This is a genomic window from Pseudomonas sp. MPR-R2A5 (genome assembly GCF_058793055.1).
Window position 1 is genome coordinate 116998 of the sequence record NZ_JBXAFK010000006.1, and the last position, 16373, is coordinate 133370.

The window sequence follows — 16373 nt, forward strand, 5'->3', positions numbered from 1 at the left end:
AGGCCGGAACGCTGCGAATGCTAGGCCTGTAGGAAATTTTGGGCCAATGCTGTTAAACACTGGCCTATGCATAAACGGCATAATGCAGGTGTGACCCGGCTATCATGACGGGCGTGTGTGCCAAAATGGTGCGTATCCGTGGGAGGTAGTGATGAACCTTGAGAGCAAATGGCTGGAAGACTTCAGCGCCTTGGCGGCGACTCGCAGCTTTTCCCAGGCGGCGGAGCGACGGTTTGTCACCCAGCCAGCGTTCAGCCGACGTATTCGCAGCCTTGAGGCCGCACTGGGCCTGACCCTGGTCAACCGCTCGCGCACGCCGGTGGAGCTGACGGCGGCCGGGCAACTGTTCCTGGTCACCGCGCGCACCGTGGTCGAACAACTCGGTGAAGTGCTGCGCCATTTGCATCACCTGGAAGGCGGGCAGGGTGAGGTCATGCAAGTGGCCGCTGCCCACTCCCTGGCATTGGGCTTCTTCCCGCGCTGGATCGCACAACTGCGCAATGAAGGTCTGAACATCGCCACGCGGCTGGTGGCCACCAACGTCGGCGACGCCGTACACGCCCTGCGCGAAGGCGGTTGCGACCTGATGCTGGCGTTCTATGACCCGGATGCGGCGATGCAGATGGACGCCGAGATCTTCCCGTCGCTGCACCTGGGCAACACCGAAATGCTCCCGGTGTGCGCGGCCGACGCCGAGGGCAAGCCGCTGTTCGACCTGGAAGGCGAGGGCAGCGTGCCGTTGCTGGCCTACAGTGCTGGCGCGTTCCTCGGCCGTTCGGTGCATTTGCTGTTACGTCAACGCGCCCTGCGTTTTACCACGGTTTACGAAACGGCCATGGCCGACAGCCTCAAGAGCATGGCCCTGGAAGGCCTGGGTATTGCCTGGGTGCCGCAATTGAGTGTGCGTGCCGAACTGGCGCGCGGTGAATTGGTGGTGTGCGGCGGGCCGCAATGGCATGTGCCGCTGGAAATTCGGCTGTATCGCTGTGCGTTGGTGCGTAAGGCGAATGTGCGGTTGTTGTGGCGTAAGTTGGAAGGTGGGGCGGCGCAGAACACCTGAGCCCAATCTCGGGCCGAATGCAGGGCAAATGTGGAAGGGGCGGTGCGACGATTCGACTTGCCCCCGATTACGGTGTGTCAGGCACTGAATATGTCACTACTACACTGCTATCGGGGTGTAGCCCCTCCCACAGGGTTTTGTGGTGATCTGGCTGACTTGAAAGTCAATAAAGCCGCCGGTTTGCACGGCTAGACAGATGGTCATCCCAGGGGCTGTTTATCTGCGTTATTACGGTATACTGCGCGGCCTTCGGCCGGTCCAACCGGCCAAATTTCGTACAACAAGCCACGCCGGATTTCCCGCGTGGCTTGTTGTTTTTTGACGCGCCTGCGGGCGCCCAGAGAGAAGAGGCACGACGATGAGTGCATTGGTTGGCGTGATCATGGGCTCCAAGTCCGATTGGTCCACCCTTAGCCACACCGCCGATATGCTGGAAAAACTCGGCATTCCGTATGAAGTGAAAGTGGTCTCTGCCCACCGCACCCCGGACTTGCTGTTCCAGTATGCCGATGAAGCAGAATCCCGTGGCATTGAGGTGATCATCGCCGGTGCCGGCGGTGCAGCGCACCTGCCAGGCATGTGTGCGGCCAAGACCCACCTGCCGGTGCTCGGCGTGCCGGTGCAGTCATCGATGCTCTCGGGCGTGGATTCGCTGTTGTCCATCGTGCAGATGCCGGCCGGCATCCCGGTGGCGACCCTGGCAATCGGCAAGGCCGGCGCGATCAATGCCGCCTTGCTGTCTGCCAGCATCCTGGGCGCCAAGCATCCGCAGTTCCACGCTGCGCTGAAAAAATTCCGTGCTGAGCAGACAGACAGCGTGCTGGACAATCCAGACCCACGCATTGCCTGAGGTTGTTGACGATGAAAATCGGTGTAATCGGTGGCGGCCAACTGGGCCGCATGCTGGCCTTGGCGGGAACCCCGCTGGGGATGAACTTTGCTTTCCTGGACCCGGCGCCGGACGCCTGCGCGGCGGCCCTCGGTGAACACCTGCGCGCTGACTACAGCGACCCGGATCACCTGCGCCAGCTGGCGGACGAAGTTGACCTGGTGACCTTCGAGTTCGAAAGTGTCCCGCCTGAAACCGTGGCGTTCCTGTCGCAGTTCGTGCCGGTATACCCGAGCGCCGAAGCCTTGCGTATCGCTCGCGACCGCTGGTTCGAGAAGAGCATGTTCAAGGACCTGGGCATTCCAACCCCGGCCTTCGCCGATATCCAGTCCCAGGCGGACCTGGACGCCGCCGTTGCCAGTATCGGCCTGCCGGCTGTGCTGAAAACCCGCACCCTGGGTTACGACGGTAAGGGCCAGAAGGTCCTGCGCACCCCAGCGGATGTGGTCGGCACCTTCGCCGAGCTGGGCAGCGTGGCTTGCCTGCTGGAAGGCTTCGTACCCTTCACCGGTGAAGTGTCGTTGATCGCCGTGCGCGCCCGTGATGGCGAAACCCGCTTTTATCCGCTGGTGCACAACACTCACGACAGCGGCATCCTCAAACTGTCCGTGGCCAGCACCGATCACCCGTTGCAGGCCCTGGCCGAAGACTATTCCAGCCGCGTGCTCAAGCAGCTGGATTATGTCGGTGTGATGGCGTTCGAGTTCTTTGAAGTCGACGGTGGCCTCAAGGCCAACGAAATCGCCCCGCGTGTACACAACTCCGGGCACTGGACCACCGAAGGCGCCGAGTGCAGCCAGTTTGAAAACCACCTGCGTGCTATCGCAGGCTTGCCCCTGGGTTCCACGGCCAAGGTGGGCGAGAGCGCGATGCTCAACTTTATCGGCGTCGTACCGTCGGTCGAGCGCGTCATTGCCATCGATGACTGCCACCTGCATCACTACGGCAAGGCCTTCAAGGCCGGGCGCAAGGTCGGTCACGCCAACCTGCGCTGCAAGGATCGCGCAACGCTGCAAGCGCAGATCCTCAAGGTCGAAGCGCTGATCGCCGAGCAATAAACCCAGGGGGTGGCGGGAACCATTCGGCTATCGCCGTCCTCTGATTGCAGGATGCCAAAGCCTGTCCAGGCTTTGGCATAGCTCACTTCATTCAGAGGGAAATGCCATGGGTATCATCGGAACCATCTTTATCGGCTTGATCGTCGGCCTGCTGGCGCGTTTCCTCAAGCCCGGCGACGACAGCATGGGTTGGATCATGACCATCCTGTTGGGTATCGCCGGTTCCCTGGCCGCGACCTACGGTGGTCAGGCACTGGGTATCTACCAGGCGGGCCAAGGTGCGGGCTTTATCGGCGCACTCGTCGGCGCAATCATCCTGCTGGTGATCTACGGCCTGATCAAAAAGAACTGATCAGCCGACAAAGTCCTCTGCGCTGCGCAGGCGCAGAGGGCTAGAATGCTCGGCACTTGTTACTTGCCGAGCCTTTCCATGCGCCGTTTTCTGTTGACTCTTCTCTTGCTGGGCTCTGGCCTGGCACACGCCGGCGAACTGCCGGAAACCGACTGGCTCGACCTGATGCCGCTGTCGGACCAGAAGGCCCTCGAGGCCATGCCCGAGATCGACCACAACTCCCCCGAAGCCCAAGGCACCTTCACCGATAAAGGTGGCTTGAAGCAGAGCAAAGGCTTGCCGGCGGTGATGTATTCCACCAAGACCGTGGCCGCCATGAACGGCAAGAACATCCGCATCGGCGGCTACCCGGTCCCGTTGGAAACCGATGCCAAGGGCCGCAGTACGCTGTTCTTCCTGGTGCCCTACCCAGGCGCGTGTATCCACGTGCCGCCACCGCCACCTAACCAGTTGGTGCTGGTGCGCTATCCCAAGGGCTTGAAGTTGGATGATATCTACACGCCGCTGTGGGTCACGGGCACGTTGAAGGTGGAGAAGGTGAATAACGACCTGGCGGATGCGGCGTATGCGCTGGATGCGGGCAAGGTGCGGGTGGTGAAGGAGTCGGATCTCTAAACCACACTGCAAATCAATGTGGGAGGGGGCTTGCCCCCGATAGCGGTGATGAAGTCACCAGAGACAGTGACTGACCCCCTGCAATCGGGAGCAAGCCCCCTCCCACATTTTGATTGGGTTTACAAAGTGATACTGGTGATGCTCACGCCCAGCGTGTGGCTTTCACCCGGCGCCAACGCCACCACATCATCCAGCACATTCGCCGTCTCGATGCACAGCATGCCCTGCCAGCCATCGTCGGCCATGTCGTCGAAAGCCTTGGCGCGTTCGGTCCAGGGGTTCCAGATCACGGTGGATTTCGAGCCTTGGCTGGTGAGCTGGATGCGGCGCTGCCAGTCGTTATCGACGATGTTCAGTTGCGCGGGTGTATCGAGGTAGATGCGGTCGGTCTCGGCGCTGAAGTGCAGCAGGCCGGTTTGCGTCTTCTCGCTCCAGCCATCGGCGGTATCGATGTACGCCGAGCCGTCCAGGCCTTCGACCTGCACGTTGCGTACGTCGCTGACGGCGAAGTAGGTGTGCAGCGCCTGGCTGAGCGTGACAGTGTGGTCGCCACGGTTATGGCTGGTCAGGCGGATATGCAGTTGGTCGTCCAACAGCAGGCTTAGCTTCAGGTCGACCTGATGGGGCCAGCCGGGGAAGCCGCCTGTGGGCACTGGCAGCACCAGGTCGACGCGCAACCCTGTGCCTTCAAGTGCGGTCCCGGCCAACGCCCATAGGGCGGTGCGCACAAAACCGTGGGCGCCGGCCGGGGTATCACTCTGGCGCATCGCCTTGACGCTTTGAGGGTTGCGATCGAACACGCCAAACCACGGCCAGCACACCGGCACACCCGTGCGAATGCCTTTGCCTGTCTTGAACACGGCGGCCTTGTTCGGCCAGATCAGCGGCTGCTCGCCTGCGCGTTGGTAACTGATGATGTGCGCGCCCTGCTGGGCCACCATCAGTTGCGCACCGTTGTGGCGGATGCGCCAGCAGTCCAGCTCGTCGACTTTCACGGTTTCAACGTGGGGCGTAGGCATACAAAAGCACTCTCAATGGCAGGCAATGGGGCAATTGACCGTCAAAACCCGGCGAGGTTTAACGCGCGCGCGACGGCACCGAACGTGTGCGGCCACTGCCATCGATGGCAACGAACACGAATACCGCCTCGGTCACCTTGCGCCATTCGCTGGACAGCGGGTCATCGCTCCACACTTCGACCATCATCTGGATCGAGCTGCGGCCGATTTCCAGGGCCTGGGTATAGAAGGACAATTGCGCGCCCACGGCGACCGGCACCAGGAACGCCATGCGATCAATGGCCACGGTGGCGACACGACCGCCGGCGACTTTACTTGCCATCGCGGTGCCGGCCAGGTCCATTTGCGAGACCAGCCAGCCGCCGAAGATATCGCCGAAACCGTTGGTTTCACGCGGAAGCGCGGTGATTTGCAGGGCGAGATCGCCTTGCGGGATAGGATCTTCTTGTTCGAGTTCGATCATGCCGGGGGTGCCTCTGACCCGTGAAGCTTTTTATAGATGGTGCAAAGTGGATAGCCGACTGGTGGAAAAACGTTTCAGCACAAACATACTCCGTTCGATACGTTTCTCGTAAGGCGTACTAAAGGGAAACTCTGCCAAACCGGCTGGGCGGCACCCAACGGCGTTTTGGCACAGCAGCCCGTCAAGGATGCGGGTCTTGCGCATGCAAGGGCCGAGTATATCGAGACCCTGACGCCACGACGACCTCCCGGCGCTCATTTGGTCGGTAAATAGACGCTGTAATGGGGCTTTTTCGGGCAACTGTTCTTCTATCCAGCTTAACGGGTGTCCCGCGACGGGATTATTTCGTCCATCTGCACAGTTAACCGTTCGGCGCTGTGCTTTTTCCAACGATTTGCTATCTTGCCAGACCCGCCGCCAGTCGCGGGCATGTCGTCCTTATTACGCTGATTACTATAAGAGAAGCTTTGCCATGTCCTCCGTGCCCGCAAGCAGTGCGCAACCGTCGCGCCCGCTGACCCGCAACGACTACAAAACCCTGTCGCTGTCTGCCTTGGGCGGGGCGCTGGAGTTCTACGACTTCATCATCTTCGTGTTTTTCGCCACGGTGGTCGGAAAACTGTTCTTCCCCGCCGACATGCCCGAATGGCTGCGCATGATGCAGACCTTCGGCATTTTCGCCGCCGGTTACCTGGCACGCCCATTGGGCGGCATCATCATGGCGCACTTCGGTGACCTGCTGGGCCGCAAGAAAATGTTCACCCTCAGCATCTTCATGATGGCCGTGCCGACCCTGATCATGGGCCTGCTGCCGACCTACGCGCAGATCGGCCTGTGGGCGCCGATCCTGTTGCTGCTGATGCGCGTGATCCAGGGTGCGGCCATTGGCGGCGAAGTGCCGGGTGCTTGGGTGTTCGTCTCCGAACACGTTCCGCCGCGTCACATCGGCTACGCCTGCGGTACCCTGACCAGCGGCCTCACCGCCGGCATCCTGCTGGGCTCGCTGGTGGCCACCGCCATCAACACTATTTATAGCCCCGAGCAGGTCTCGGATTACGCCTGGCGGATTCCGTTCTTGCTGGGCGGTGTATTTGGCCTGCTGTCGGTGTACCTGCGCCGCTGGCTGCACGAAACCCCGATCTTTGCCGAGATGCAGCAGCGCAAGACCCTGGCCGCCGAGCTGCCATTGCGCGCCGTACTGCGTGACCATCGTGGCGCCATCGTGCTGTCGATGTTGTTGACCTGGCTGTTGTCGGCCGGCGTCGTGGTGGTCATCCTGATGACTCCGACCGTGCTGCAGACCATCTACCACTTCACTCCGACCATTGCGCTGCAAGCCAACAGCCTGGCCATCGTGACCCTGAGCCTGGGCTGCATTGCCTCCGGTGCCCTGGCCGACCGTTTCGGTGCCGGGCGCGTACTGGTTGCCGGTTGCGCGCTGTTGCTGGCGACGTCGTGGACGCTTTACCACAGCTTGCTGGACCACCCCGACTGGTTGTTCCCGCTGTACGCCCTGACCGGTCTGTTCGTCGGCACCATTGGCGTGGTGCCTTACGTGATGGTCAAAGCCTTCCCGCCCGTGGTGCGCTTCAGTGGTTTGTCATTCTCCTACAACGTGGCCTACGCGGTGTTCGGTGGGCTGACGCCGTTGGCCGTGTCGTTGCTGATGAAGGAAAGCCCGATGGGCCCGGCTTACTACGTTGCCGTCCTGTGTGTGATGGGGATGGTGGTGGGTGGGTACCTGTGGAAGCGCGGGCGCTGACGGCCGACTGATCACCTGTGGCGGGCGCGTTCGCCACAGGTGATGTTTGCCTCATCAATAATGTCAGAGTGTTTCCGAATAACCGTTACGCCCGCCTCAACCCTCGCATAACCCCTGTGTTTCCGAACTTTTCCCCGCGTTGCTGCGTTTCATCATCGATGATGGCCTTTCATCTAATTGTCACATTACAGACATAGAGTGTTCACACGGCCTCTCGATACTTGGCCCCGATCCAATTATCCCTATCTGCTAGGAGCAAGGCATGAAACTGAAACGTTTGATGGCGGCAATGACTTTTGTCGCTGCTGGCGTTGCGACCGCCAACGCGGTGGCCGCTGGTGTTGACCCGGCAATTCCGGCTTATGTGAAGACCACTGGTGTGTCGGGCAACTTGTCCAGCGTCGGTTCCGATACCCTGGCCAACCTGATGACCCTGTGGGCTGAGGGTTACAAAAAGGAATACCCGAACGTCAACATCCAGATTCAAGCAGCTGGTTCTGCCACCGCGCCTCCTGCGCTGACTGAAGGCACTTCCAACCTGGGCCCGATGAGCCGCAAGATGAAGGACACCGAACTGGCGGCCTTCGAGCAGAAGTACGGCTACAAGCCAACCGCTATCCCGGTTGCCGTGGACGCCCTGGCGGTGTTCGTGCACAAGGACAACCCGATCCAGCACCTGACCATGGAGCAAGTTGACGCGATCTTCTCCTCGACTCGCCTGTGCGGTGGCAAAGCCGACGTGAAAACCTGGGGCGACCTGGGTGTGACCGGCGACCTGGCCAACAAACCAGTGCAACTGTTCGGTCGTAACTCGGTGTCCGGCACCTACGGCTACTTCAAGGAAGAAGCCCTGTGCAAAGGCGACTACAAGCCTAACGTGAACGAACAACCTGGCTCGGCTTCGGTCGTGCAGTCGATCAGCTCCTCGCTGAACGGCATCGGTTACTCGGGTATCGGCTACAAGACCGCCAGCGTGAAAACCGTGGCCCTGGCCAAGAAAGGCAGCACTGACTTCATCGAAGACAGCGAAGAAAACGCCCTGAACGGCAAATACCCGCTGTCGCGCTTCCTCTACGTGTACGTCAACAAAGCCCCGAACAAGCCTCTGGCCCCGCTGGAAGCTGAGTTCGTGAAACTGGTTCTGTCCAAACAGGGCCAGGAAGTTGTAGTGAAAGACGGCTACATCCCGCTGCCAGCCAAAGTTGCCGCCAAGGCCCTGGCTGACCTGGGTCTGAAAGAAGGCAACTGATTGCCTCTGCGGGAACCGGTACGCCGGTTCCCGCATCACTAATTTTCAATCCGCTGCCAGCCCTGCTTCGCGGCGGATTTCTTGCGTCACTGCATTGTCATCTTTCTGTCATACAGGATCGCTAGGGTGTGCGCATGAATGATCTGGCCAATTCCACCATGACGACAACTTCTCCCCCCAAGCGCATTGATTTCAATACGCCTGAGCTGCAACGCAAGCGCCGCATCCGCGCGCTCAAGGATCGCCTGACCCGTTGGTACGTACTGATTGGCGGCCTCGCCGTCCTCGGCGCCATTACCCTGATTTTCTTCTTTCTTGCCTATGTGGTTGCGCCACTGTTCCAAGGTGCTTCCCTGACCAAGGAAGACGCGCTGACCCCGGCCTGGATCCAGGACGCCGGCAAGCCGTTGATGATTTCCCTGGAGGAACAGAACCAGGTGGCCATGCGGGTTTCCGACAAGGGCCAGGCACTGTTCTTTGATGTCGCCACCGGTGCCGAACTCAAGCGTTTCGATCTGCCGCTGCCGGCGGGTGCGAGCGTAGCGTCCATCGGTGAAGACCAGCCGGGCAGCCCGCTGGTGATCCTCGGCTTTTCCAATGGCCAGTCCCTGGTGTTCCGCCACACCTATAAGGTGTCGTACCCGGACGGCAAGAAAACCATCACGCCTGCGATTGAATACCCCTACGGTGAAACGCCCATCGTGCTCGACGATGCCGGCCGCCCGTTGGAGCACGTCGCCCTCAACGCCACCGACTCGTCGCTGGTGGTTGCCGGCTCGGCGGGTTCGCACTTGAACGTGCTGACCCTGAGCCGTGAAGAAAACATGATGACCGGCGACGTCACCAGCGAGCAGAAGCGTATCGAGCTGCCGCAGATGACTGAGCCGGTGAAGGCGATCTTCATCGACCCGCGCCAGCAGTGGCTGTATGTGATTAACGGTCGCGCCCTGGCCGATGTGTTCAGCCTGCGCGACAAGAGCCTCAATGGTCGCTACAAGTTGCTGGAAGACGCCAACGCTGAAATCACCGCCAGCACTCAACTGGTGGGCGGTATCTCGCTGATTATCGGCAACTCCAAGGGTGGCCTGGCCCAGTGGTTCATGGCCCGCGACCCGGATGGCGAGCAGCGCCTGAAGCAGATCCGCACCTTCCAGATGGGCACCGCGCCCATCGTGGAAATCACCGCCGAAGAGCGTCGCAAAGGCTTCACCGCCCTCGATGCTTCCGGCAAGTTCGGCGTGTTCCACAGCACCGCCCACCGCACCCTGCTGGTGGATCCGGTGGTCGACGGCCAGGGCGTGTTCGGCCTGTCGCCTCGCGCCAACCGTGTGATCGTCGAAGCCGGCGGCAAGCTGCAACCGCTGCTGCTGGACAACCCGCACCCGGAAGTGTCCTGGAGCGCGTTGTGGAGCAAGGTCTGGTACGAAAACTACGACGAGCCTAAATACGTCTGGCAATCGACCGCCGCCAACACTGATTTCGAACCCAAGATGAGCTTGGCCCCGCTGACCTTCGGTACCTTGAAGGCCGCGTTCTACGCCATGCTGCTGGCCGCGCCATTGGCCATTGCCGCCGCGATCTATACCGCTTACTTCATGGCCCCGAGCCTGCGCCGCAAGGTCAAGCCGGTGATCGAACTGATGGAAGCGATGCCGACGGTGATCCTCGGCTTCTTCGCCGGCCTGTTCCTGGCGCCGTATGTCGAAGGGCATCTACCGGGGATTTTCAGTCTGCTGATGCTGGTGCCGATTGGCATCCTGGTGGCCGGTTTTATCTTCAGCCGCCTGCCTGAGTCTATCCGCCTGCGGGTACCCGATGGCTGGGAAAGCGCGATCCTGATCCCGGTGATCCTGTTGGTGGGCTGGCTCTCGCTGTACATGAGCCCGTACCTGGAAACCTGGTTCTTCGGCGGCGACATGCGCATGTGGATCTCCCATGACCTCGGCATCACCTACGACCAGCGCAACGCCCTGGTGGTTGGCCTGGCCATGGGGTTTGCAGTGATCCCGAACATCTACTCCATCGCCGAAGACGCCGTGTTCAGCGTGCCGCGCGGCCTGACCCTGGGCTCCCTGGCCCTGGGCGCCACGCCGTGGCAGACCATGACCCGCGTCGTCATCCTGACCGCCAGCCCGGGGATTTTCTCGGCGCTGATGATCGGCATGGGCCGCGCCGTGGGCGAGACCATGATCGTGCTGATGGCCACCGGTAACACGCCGGTGATGGAGATGAACCTGTTCGAAGGCCTGCGCACCCTGGCGGCCAACGTCGCCGTGGAGATGCCCGAGTCGGAAGTGGGCGGCAGTCACTACCGCGTACTGTTCCTCTCGGCACTGGTGCTGCTGCTGTTCACCTTCATCATGAACACCCTCGCCGAGCTGATCCGTCAGCGTCTGCGCAAGAAATACTCGTCGCTTTAAGAAAGGTAGAAGTCTGTGAAACAGAACTCCCTGAATGGATGGTTCAAGAGCGGCGCTCCCGGCGTCTGGATCAGCGGTGGCGCGGTGTCCATCGCGGTCATCATGACCATTGGTTTGCTGGCGGTGATAGCCGTGCGTGGCCTGGGCCACTTCTGGCCGGCTGACCTGATCCAGGCCAACTACAACGTGCCGGGCCAGGAAAACCATATCGTCATCGGCGAAGTGGTGCAGAAAGAAGAAGTGCCGCGCGAGCGCCTGAAAAGCGCTGGCCTGCCGGTGCCCGATGCGGGCCCTGAATTCATGACCCGCGAGCTGATCAAGGTCGGCAACCGTGACCTGAACGGCAACGACTTCACCTGGATCGTCGGCGAGTGGTTGAAGGACCAGAGCACGCCGAAGAACCTGATGACTATCGAGCGTCGCGAGTGGGGCAACTTCTACGGCACCCTGGTCAACGTCAAGCAGGATGGCAAGGTCATCGCTGAAGGCGAGGCCGCGTGGCCGGAACTGCAAGCCCGCGTCGACCGCGTGAACAAGCTGGCGGCTCAACTCAAGACCCTGGAGAAGTCCGACATCGGCGCGATCAACGCCGGCCTCGAACGTATTCGCCTGCACGGTCGCAAGCTGGAACTGGAAGGCAAGCTCGACGCCGCCGCCCAGGCCGACATGGATGCCGACCGCGCCGAGCTGAACGCCCGCTACCAGGACATCGAAGCGCGCCTGGCCGACCTGCACGCCCAGTTCAACCGCGACGCCTTGACCGCCCGCGATGCGAACGGCAAGGAAGTGGAAATCGGCATCGGCAAAGTGGTACACGCCTACCAGCCGAACGCCATGGGCACGATGACCAAGATCGGCTTCTACTTCAGCAAGGTCTGGGAGTTCCTCAGCGACGACCCACGGGAAGCCAACACCGAAGGCGGGATCTTCCCGGCCATCTTCGGCACCGTGATGATGACCCTGATCATGGCGATGATCGTGACCCCGTTCGGCGTGTTGGCGGCGGTGTATCTGCGTGAATATGCCAAGCAGAACACCCTGACGCGGATTATCCGCATCGCCGTGAACAACCTGGCGGGTGTACCGGCCATCGTCTACGGCGTGTTCGGCCTGGGGTTCTTCGTGTATGTATTGGGTGGCTCGGTCGACCGTTTGTTTTTCGCCGAAGCCCTGCCGGCCCCGACCTTCGGCACCCCAGGCCTGCTCTGGGCCTCGTTGACCCTGGCGCTGCTGGCGGTGCCGGTGGTGATCGTGGCCACCGAAGAAGGCTTGGCGCGGATTCCTCGCACCGTGCGTGAGGGGTCCCTGGCACTGGGCGCGACCAAGGCGGAAACGTTGTGGAAGATCGTGCTGCCGATGGCCAGCCCGGCGATGATGACCGGCATGATCCTCGCCGTGGCGCGCGCCGCCGGTGAAGTGGCGCCGCTGATGCTGGTGGGTGTGGTCAAGCTGGCGCCGTCGCTGCCGCTGGATGGCAACTACCCGTACCTGCACCTGGACCAGAAGATCATGCACCTGGGCTTCCATATTTATGACGTCGGCTTCCAGAGCCCCAACGTCGAGGCCGCACGGCCGCTGGTGTACGCCACCGCGTTGTTGCTGGTGCTGGTGATCGCTACGTTGAACCTGTCGGCGGTGTGGATTCGCAACCACCTGCGCGAAAAATACAAAGCGTTGGATAGCTGATAACCCTGTAGGAGCGAGCTTGCTCGCGAGAAACGCAAGGGCGCCGCGTTCATTCTGGCTCCCGCGCGTTTTGTTAACGACCTTCGCGAGCAAGCTCGCTCCTACAGAAGAATGATGTAACCGCAGGCCCAATCGCCGCGGCTCACTGAAACGAATTGGTAGCACAGGGAGCATCCCATGCAACACGAAACCCAATCCCACGGCATCAACATGTCTGCCCTGGGGCGTGACAAGCAGAGCCTGAGCCTGGCCCAGGAGACCGTGGCCATCGAAGTGCCCGGCCTGAGCCTGTACTACGGTGAAAAGCAGGCGTTGTTCGACGTCAGCATGAACATCCCCAAGCAGCGCGTGACTGCCTTTATCGGCCCCTCGGGCTGCGGCAAGTCCACCCTGCTGCGCACGTTCAACCGCATGAACGACCTGGTGGACGGTTGCCGCGTGGACGGTGCGATCAACCTCTACGGCACCAACATCTACCGCAAGGGCGAAGACGTGGCCGAGTTGCGTCGTCGCGTGGGCATGGTGTTCCAGAAGCCCAACCCGTTCCCCAAGACCATCTACGAAAATGTGGTCTACGGCCTGCGCATCCAAGGCATCAACAAGAAACGTATCCTTGATGAGGCCGTGGAGTGGGCACTCAAGGGCGCGGCGCTGTGGGATGAGGTCAAGGACCGCCTGCATGAGTCAGCGCTGGGCCTGTCCGGCGGCCAGCAGCAACGTCTGGTGATTGCGCGCACCATCGCCGTGGAGCCGGAAGTGCTGCTGCTCGACGAACCGTGCTCGGCACTCGACCCGATCTCGACGCTGAAAGTGGAAGAACTGATCTACGAGCTCAAGTCCAAGTTCACCATCGTCATCGTGACCCACAACATGCAACAGGCGGCGCGGGTTTCCGACTACACCGCGTTCATGTACATGGGCAAGCTGGTGGAGTTCGGCGATACCGATACCCTGTTCACCAATCCGGCAAAAAAACAGACCGAAGACTACATCACCGGTCGCTACGGCTAGGAAGCCGTGGTTCACATTGCACTGACGCTGCGGTTCTCCGCACCTTACCGGACGCTCCAAGGACGCCAACATGATTAGCAAAGAAGGCCTTACCCATCACATCTCCGCGCAGTTCAATGCCGAGCTTGAGGAAGTGCGCAGCCACCTCCTGGCGATGGGCGGGCTGGTGGAGAAGCAAGTCAACGATGCGGTCACCGCGCTGATCGAGGCCGACTCGGGCCTGGCCCAGCAAGTGCGTGAGATCGATGACCAGATCAACCAGATGGAACGCAACATCGACGAAGAATGCCTGCGCATTCTTGCCCGTCGCCAGCCGGCGGCGTCCGACTTGCGTTTGATCATCAGCATTTCCAAGTCGGTGATCGATCTCGAGCGCATCGGCGACGAAGCCACCAAGATTGCCCGTCGCGCCATCCAGCTGTGTGAAGAAGGCGAAGCCCCGCGCGGCTACGTGGAAGTGCGCCATATCGGCGACCAGGTGCGCAACATGGTGCGCGACGCGCTTGACGCATTCGCCCGCTTCGATGCCGAGCTGGCATTGTCGGTGGCCCAGTACGACAAGATCATCGACCGTGAGTACAAGACGGCGTTGCGTGAGCTGGCGACCTACATGATGGAAGACCCGCGCTCTATCTCAAGGGTCTTGAGCATTATCTGGGTGCTGCGCTCCCTGGAGCGGATCGGCGACCACGCGCGCAATATCTCGGAACTGGTGATCTATCTGGTACGCGGCACCGACGTACGGCACATGGGCCTCAAGCGCATGAAAGCGGAAGTTGAAGGTTCAGTCGATCAAATCCCTAATGTTCCTGGCGAATCTGACGATAAGTAAGGTTGCCCGAGAAATTAACGCCCGGCCTTTGGTCGGGCGTTTTTGTTCGTGGCAGCTGAATTTTTTACGGATCGGACGAAAGAAAGTCCGAACGTGACGATAGAGTTTTGGCAAAATGCCATTAGTCAGGCGTTCTGCGTGCCGCGGTTTTTATAGGATAAAGGGTCGATGAGTAAAGTCAGTGTATTGGTGGTGGATGACGCCTCGTTTATTCGCGACCTGGTGAAGAAGTGCCTGCGCAACTACTTCCCGGGCATCAAGATCGAAGATGCGGTGAACGGTAAAAAGGCCCAGGCCATCCTGATGCGCGAAACCTTCGATCTGGTGCTGTGCGACTGGGAAATGCCGGAGATGTCCGGGCTTGAGCTATTGACCTGGTGCCGCGAACAGGCGCACCTCAAGGCCATGCCATTCGTGATGGTGACCAGCCGTGGCGACAAGGAAAACGTGGTCCAGGCGATCCAGGCCGGTGTATCCGGCTACGTCAGCAAGCCGTTCACCAACGAGCAGTTGCTGAACAAGGTCAAGCAGGCCCTGCACAAAATCGGCCGTCTCGACGCCTTAGTCGCCAGCGCACCGACCAAGATGAACTCGGCTTTCGGCAACGACTCGCTGAGCGCCCTGACCGGCGGCAAACCTGAAGCGGTCAAGGCCGCTCCGGTCGCGGCCGTGGCACCCAGCCGCGGCTTGCTCAACAGCCCACCCGTGCAAGCGGCGCCAGCGGCAGGGGCACCGGCAGGTGGTCGTGGCCAGGGCCAATTGCGCCTGTCCAGCGGCACCCAGCAGTGTGTGATCAAGGCGCTGAGCATCAAGGAGGCGCTGCTGGTGGTGCGTCGCGGTGAGGTCCTGCCCCAGGTACTGGAAAGTGCGGTACTCGACCTTGAGCAGGGCGACAACGCCGAAGTCGCGCGCCTCAACGGCTACCTGCACGCCATTGTGGCGTTCGAGCCCAAGCCCGACAGCGACTGGCTGCAACTGACCTTCCGGTTCATCGACCAGGATGCGCAGAAGCTTGACTACATCTCGCGCCTGATCGCGCGCGGCACGGCGCAGAAGCATTTTGTGCCGGGCGCCTGATCCTCGAAACCACTGAAAAATGTGGGAGGGGGCTTGCCCCCGATAGCGGTGTGTCAGCTAACGAATACTTGGCTGAAGGACTGCTATCGGGGGCAAGCCCCCTCCCACATTGGATCTCCATTGTGGCGTACAAAGTTGTCATGATCCGTTGCTAACCTGCCGCTCAGTCATCCCGGCAGGTTCACACCATGCTCATGCGCTTTTTGCTGTGCTGCGGGCTTGCAACGGTCGCCCTGTCGACCCAGGCCATGACCCTCTACAAATCCGTCGATGCCAATGGCCTGGTGTTTTTCAGCGACCGGTATACGCCTGGCGCCCAGGCGTTCGTGATCCGGGAGCGCAAGGTTGAGCGACCGATGCTTGTCGTGCCCAGGCCCGATCGTCCACAACAAGCTTACCGCTACCCCTTGCCTTGGCGCGGCGGTCCTTTCCGCCTGACCCAGGGCCCCAACGGCAGTTTCAGCCACACCGACGCCAAGAGCCGCTACGCCATGGACATTGCCATGCCTGAAGGCACGCCGATTATTGCCGCCCGCAGCGGTGTGGTGGTGAAGACCGAGAACGAGCAGGCCGGGCGGGGCAATGATGCGTCGGGGAATTTTGTGCGGGTGCGGCACGACGATGGCACCGAGGGCGTGTACCTGCATCTCAAGCGAGGGTCGGTCAGTGTGAGGGTAGGGCAACGCGTGGCAGTGGGGAGCCCGCTGGCGTTATCGGGCAATACCGGCAACAGCAGCGGGCCGCATCTGCACTTCGTGGTGCAGCGGCCCACCGAGGCGGGACTGGTGTCGATCCCGTATGAATTCAACCAGCCCGTCGGCGCATTGCCCAATTTTGCATTGGGCAATTGACGGCAGGAGCGGGCAAGCCCGCGCCTGCG

The 16373-nt window shown here is 61.1% G+C and carries 15 protein-coding genes; 13 read left to right on the top strand and 2 right to left on the bottom strand.

Going from position 1 to position 16373, the window contains the following annotated elements:
* Positions 1–151: 151 nt before the first annotated feature.
* The 5 genes from AC1Q6I_RS07030 to AC1Q6I_RS07050 all read left to right on the top strand — a co-directional run bounded on the left by AC1Q6I_RS07030 (position 152) and on the right by AC1Q6I_RS07050 (position 3974).
* Positions 152–1060 (top strand): LysR substrate-binding domain-containing protein, encoded by a 909-nt coding sequence (locus AC1Q6I_RS07030; RefSeq protein WP_024078160.1) that lies wholly within the window; start codon positions 152–154, stop codon positions 1058–1060.
* A gap of 358 nt (positions 1061–1418) precedes the next feature.
* Entirely contained in the window at positions 1419–1910 is a 492-nt protein-coding gene (gene purE / locus AC1Q6I_RS07035; protein ID WP_003213411.1) for a 5-(carboxyamino)imidazole ribonucleotide mutase, read from the top strand.
* Positions 1911–1921: 11 nt separating this feature from the next.
* The gene (locus tag AC1Q6I_RS07040) at positions 1922–3007 is read left to right on the top strand and encodes a 5-(carboxyamino)imidazole ribonucleotide synthase (protein WP_102623592.1); all 1086 of its coding nucleotides are present in this window, start codon (positions 1922–1924) and stop codon (positions 3005–3007) included.
* A 106-nt stretch (positions 3008–3113) separates the two neighbouring features.
* On the top strand, positions 3114–3359 hold the full coding sequence (locus AC1Q6I_RS07045; RefSeq protein ID WP_024078158.1) for a GlsB/YeaQ/YmgE family stress response membrane protein: 246 nt from the start codon (positions 3114–3116) through the stop codon (positions 3357–3359).
* Positions 3360–3437: 78 nt separating this feature from the next.
* Positions 3438–3974 (top strand): DUF3299 domain-containing protein, encoded by a 537-nt coding sequence (locus AC1Q6I_RS07050; RefSeq protein WP_041161056.1) that lies wholly within the window; start codon positions 3438–3440, stop codon positions 3972–3974.
* A 119-nt stretch (positions 3975–4093) separates the two neighbouring features.
* On the opposite strand, the gene AC1Q6I_RS07055 is transcribed toward AC1Q6I_RS07050, so the two are convergent.
* Together AC1Q6I_RS07055 and AC1Q6I_RS07060 are read right to left on the bottom strand one after the other, a co-directional pair.
* The gene (locus tag AC1Q6I_RS07055) at positions 4094–4993 is read right to left on the bottom strand and encodes a D-hexose-6-phosphate mutarotase (RefSeq protein WP_102623593.1); all 900 of its coding nucleotides are present in this window, start codon (positions 4991–4993) and stop codon (positions 4094–4096) included.
* A 58-nt stretch (positions 4994–5051) separates the two neighbouring features.
* Positions 5052–5456, bottom strand: a complete 405-nt coding sequence (locus AC1Q6I_RS07060) for an acyl-CoA thioesterase (protein ID WP_010566936.1) — start codon at positions 5454–5456, stop codon at positions 5052–5054.
* Positions 5457–5928: 472 nt separating this feature from the next.
* Here AC1Q6I_RS07060 and AC1Q6I_RS07065 point away from each other — a divergent pair, with 472 nt between their 5' ends.
* From AC1Q6I_RS07065 to AC1Q6I_RS07100, 8 genes are all read left to right on the top strand, one after another.
* Positions 5929–7218 (top strand): MFS transporter, encoded by a 1290-nt coding sequence (locus AC1Q6I_RS07065; RefSeq protein WP_024078155.1) that lies wholly within the window; start codon positions 5929–5931, stop codon positions 7216–7218.
* 262 nt (positions 7219–7480) lie between these two features.
* Positions 7481–8467, top strand: coding sequence for a phosphate ABC transporter substrate-binding protein PstS (locus tag AC1Q6I_RS07070; protein WP_016978637.1), 987 nt, complete (start codon positions 7481–7483; stop codon positions 8465–8467).
* Between the two features lie 386 nt (positions 8468–8853).
* Entirely contained in the window at positions 8854–10887 is a 2034-nt protein-coding gene (locus AC1Q6I_RS07075; protein ID WP_173860558.1) for an ABC transporter permease subunit, read from the top strand.
* 15 nt (positions 10888–10902) lie between these two features.
* Positions 10903–12573 carry a phosphate ABC transporter permease PstA gene (gene pstA, locus AC1Q6I_RS07080; protein WP_024078153.1) on the top strand — a complete coding sequence of 557 codons (1671 nt, stop codon included), beginning with the start codon at positions 10903–10905 and terminating at the stop codon, positions 12571–12573.
* Between the two features lie 177 nt (positions 12574–12750).
* Positions 12751–13584 (top strand): phosphate ABC transporter ATP-binding protein PstB, encoded by an 834-nt coding sequence (gene pstB, locus AC1Q6I_RS07085; RefSeq protein WP_024078152.1) that lies wholly within the window; start codon positions 12751–12753, stop codon positions 13582–13584.
* Between the two features lie 70 nt (positions 13585–13654).
* On the top strand, positions 13655–14416 hold the full coding sequence (gene phoU, locus AC1Q6I_RS07090) for a phosphate signaling complex protein PhoU (RefSeq protein ID WP_024078151.1): 762 nt from the start codon (positions 13655–13657) through the stop codon (positions 14414–14416).
* Between the two features lie 168 nt (positions 14417–14584).
* Positions 14585–15493, top strand: coding sequence for a response regulator (locus AC1Q6I_RS07095; protein ID WP_069077344.1), 909 nt, complete (start codon positions 14585–14587; stop codon positions 15491–15493).
* Positions 15494–15681: 188 nt separating this feature from the next.
* Positions 15682–16344 (top strand): M23 family metallopeptidase, encoded by a 663-nt coding sequence (locus tag AC1Q6I_RS07100; RefSeq protein ID WP_069077345.1) that lies wholly within the window; start codon positions 15682–15684, stop codon positions 16342–16344.
* Positions 16345–16373 lie beyond the last annotated feature (29 nt).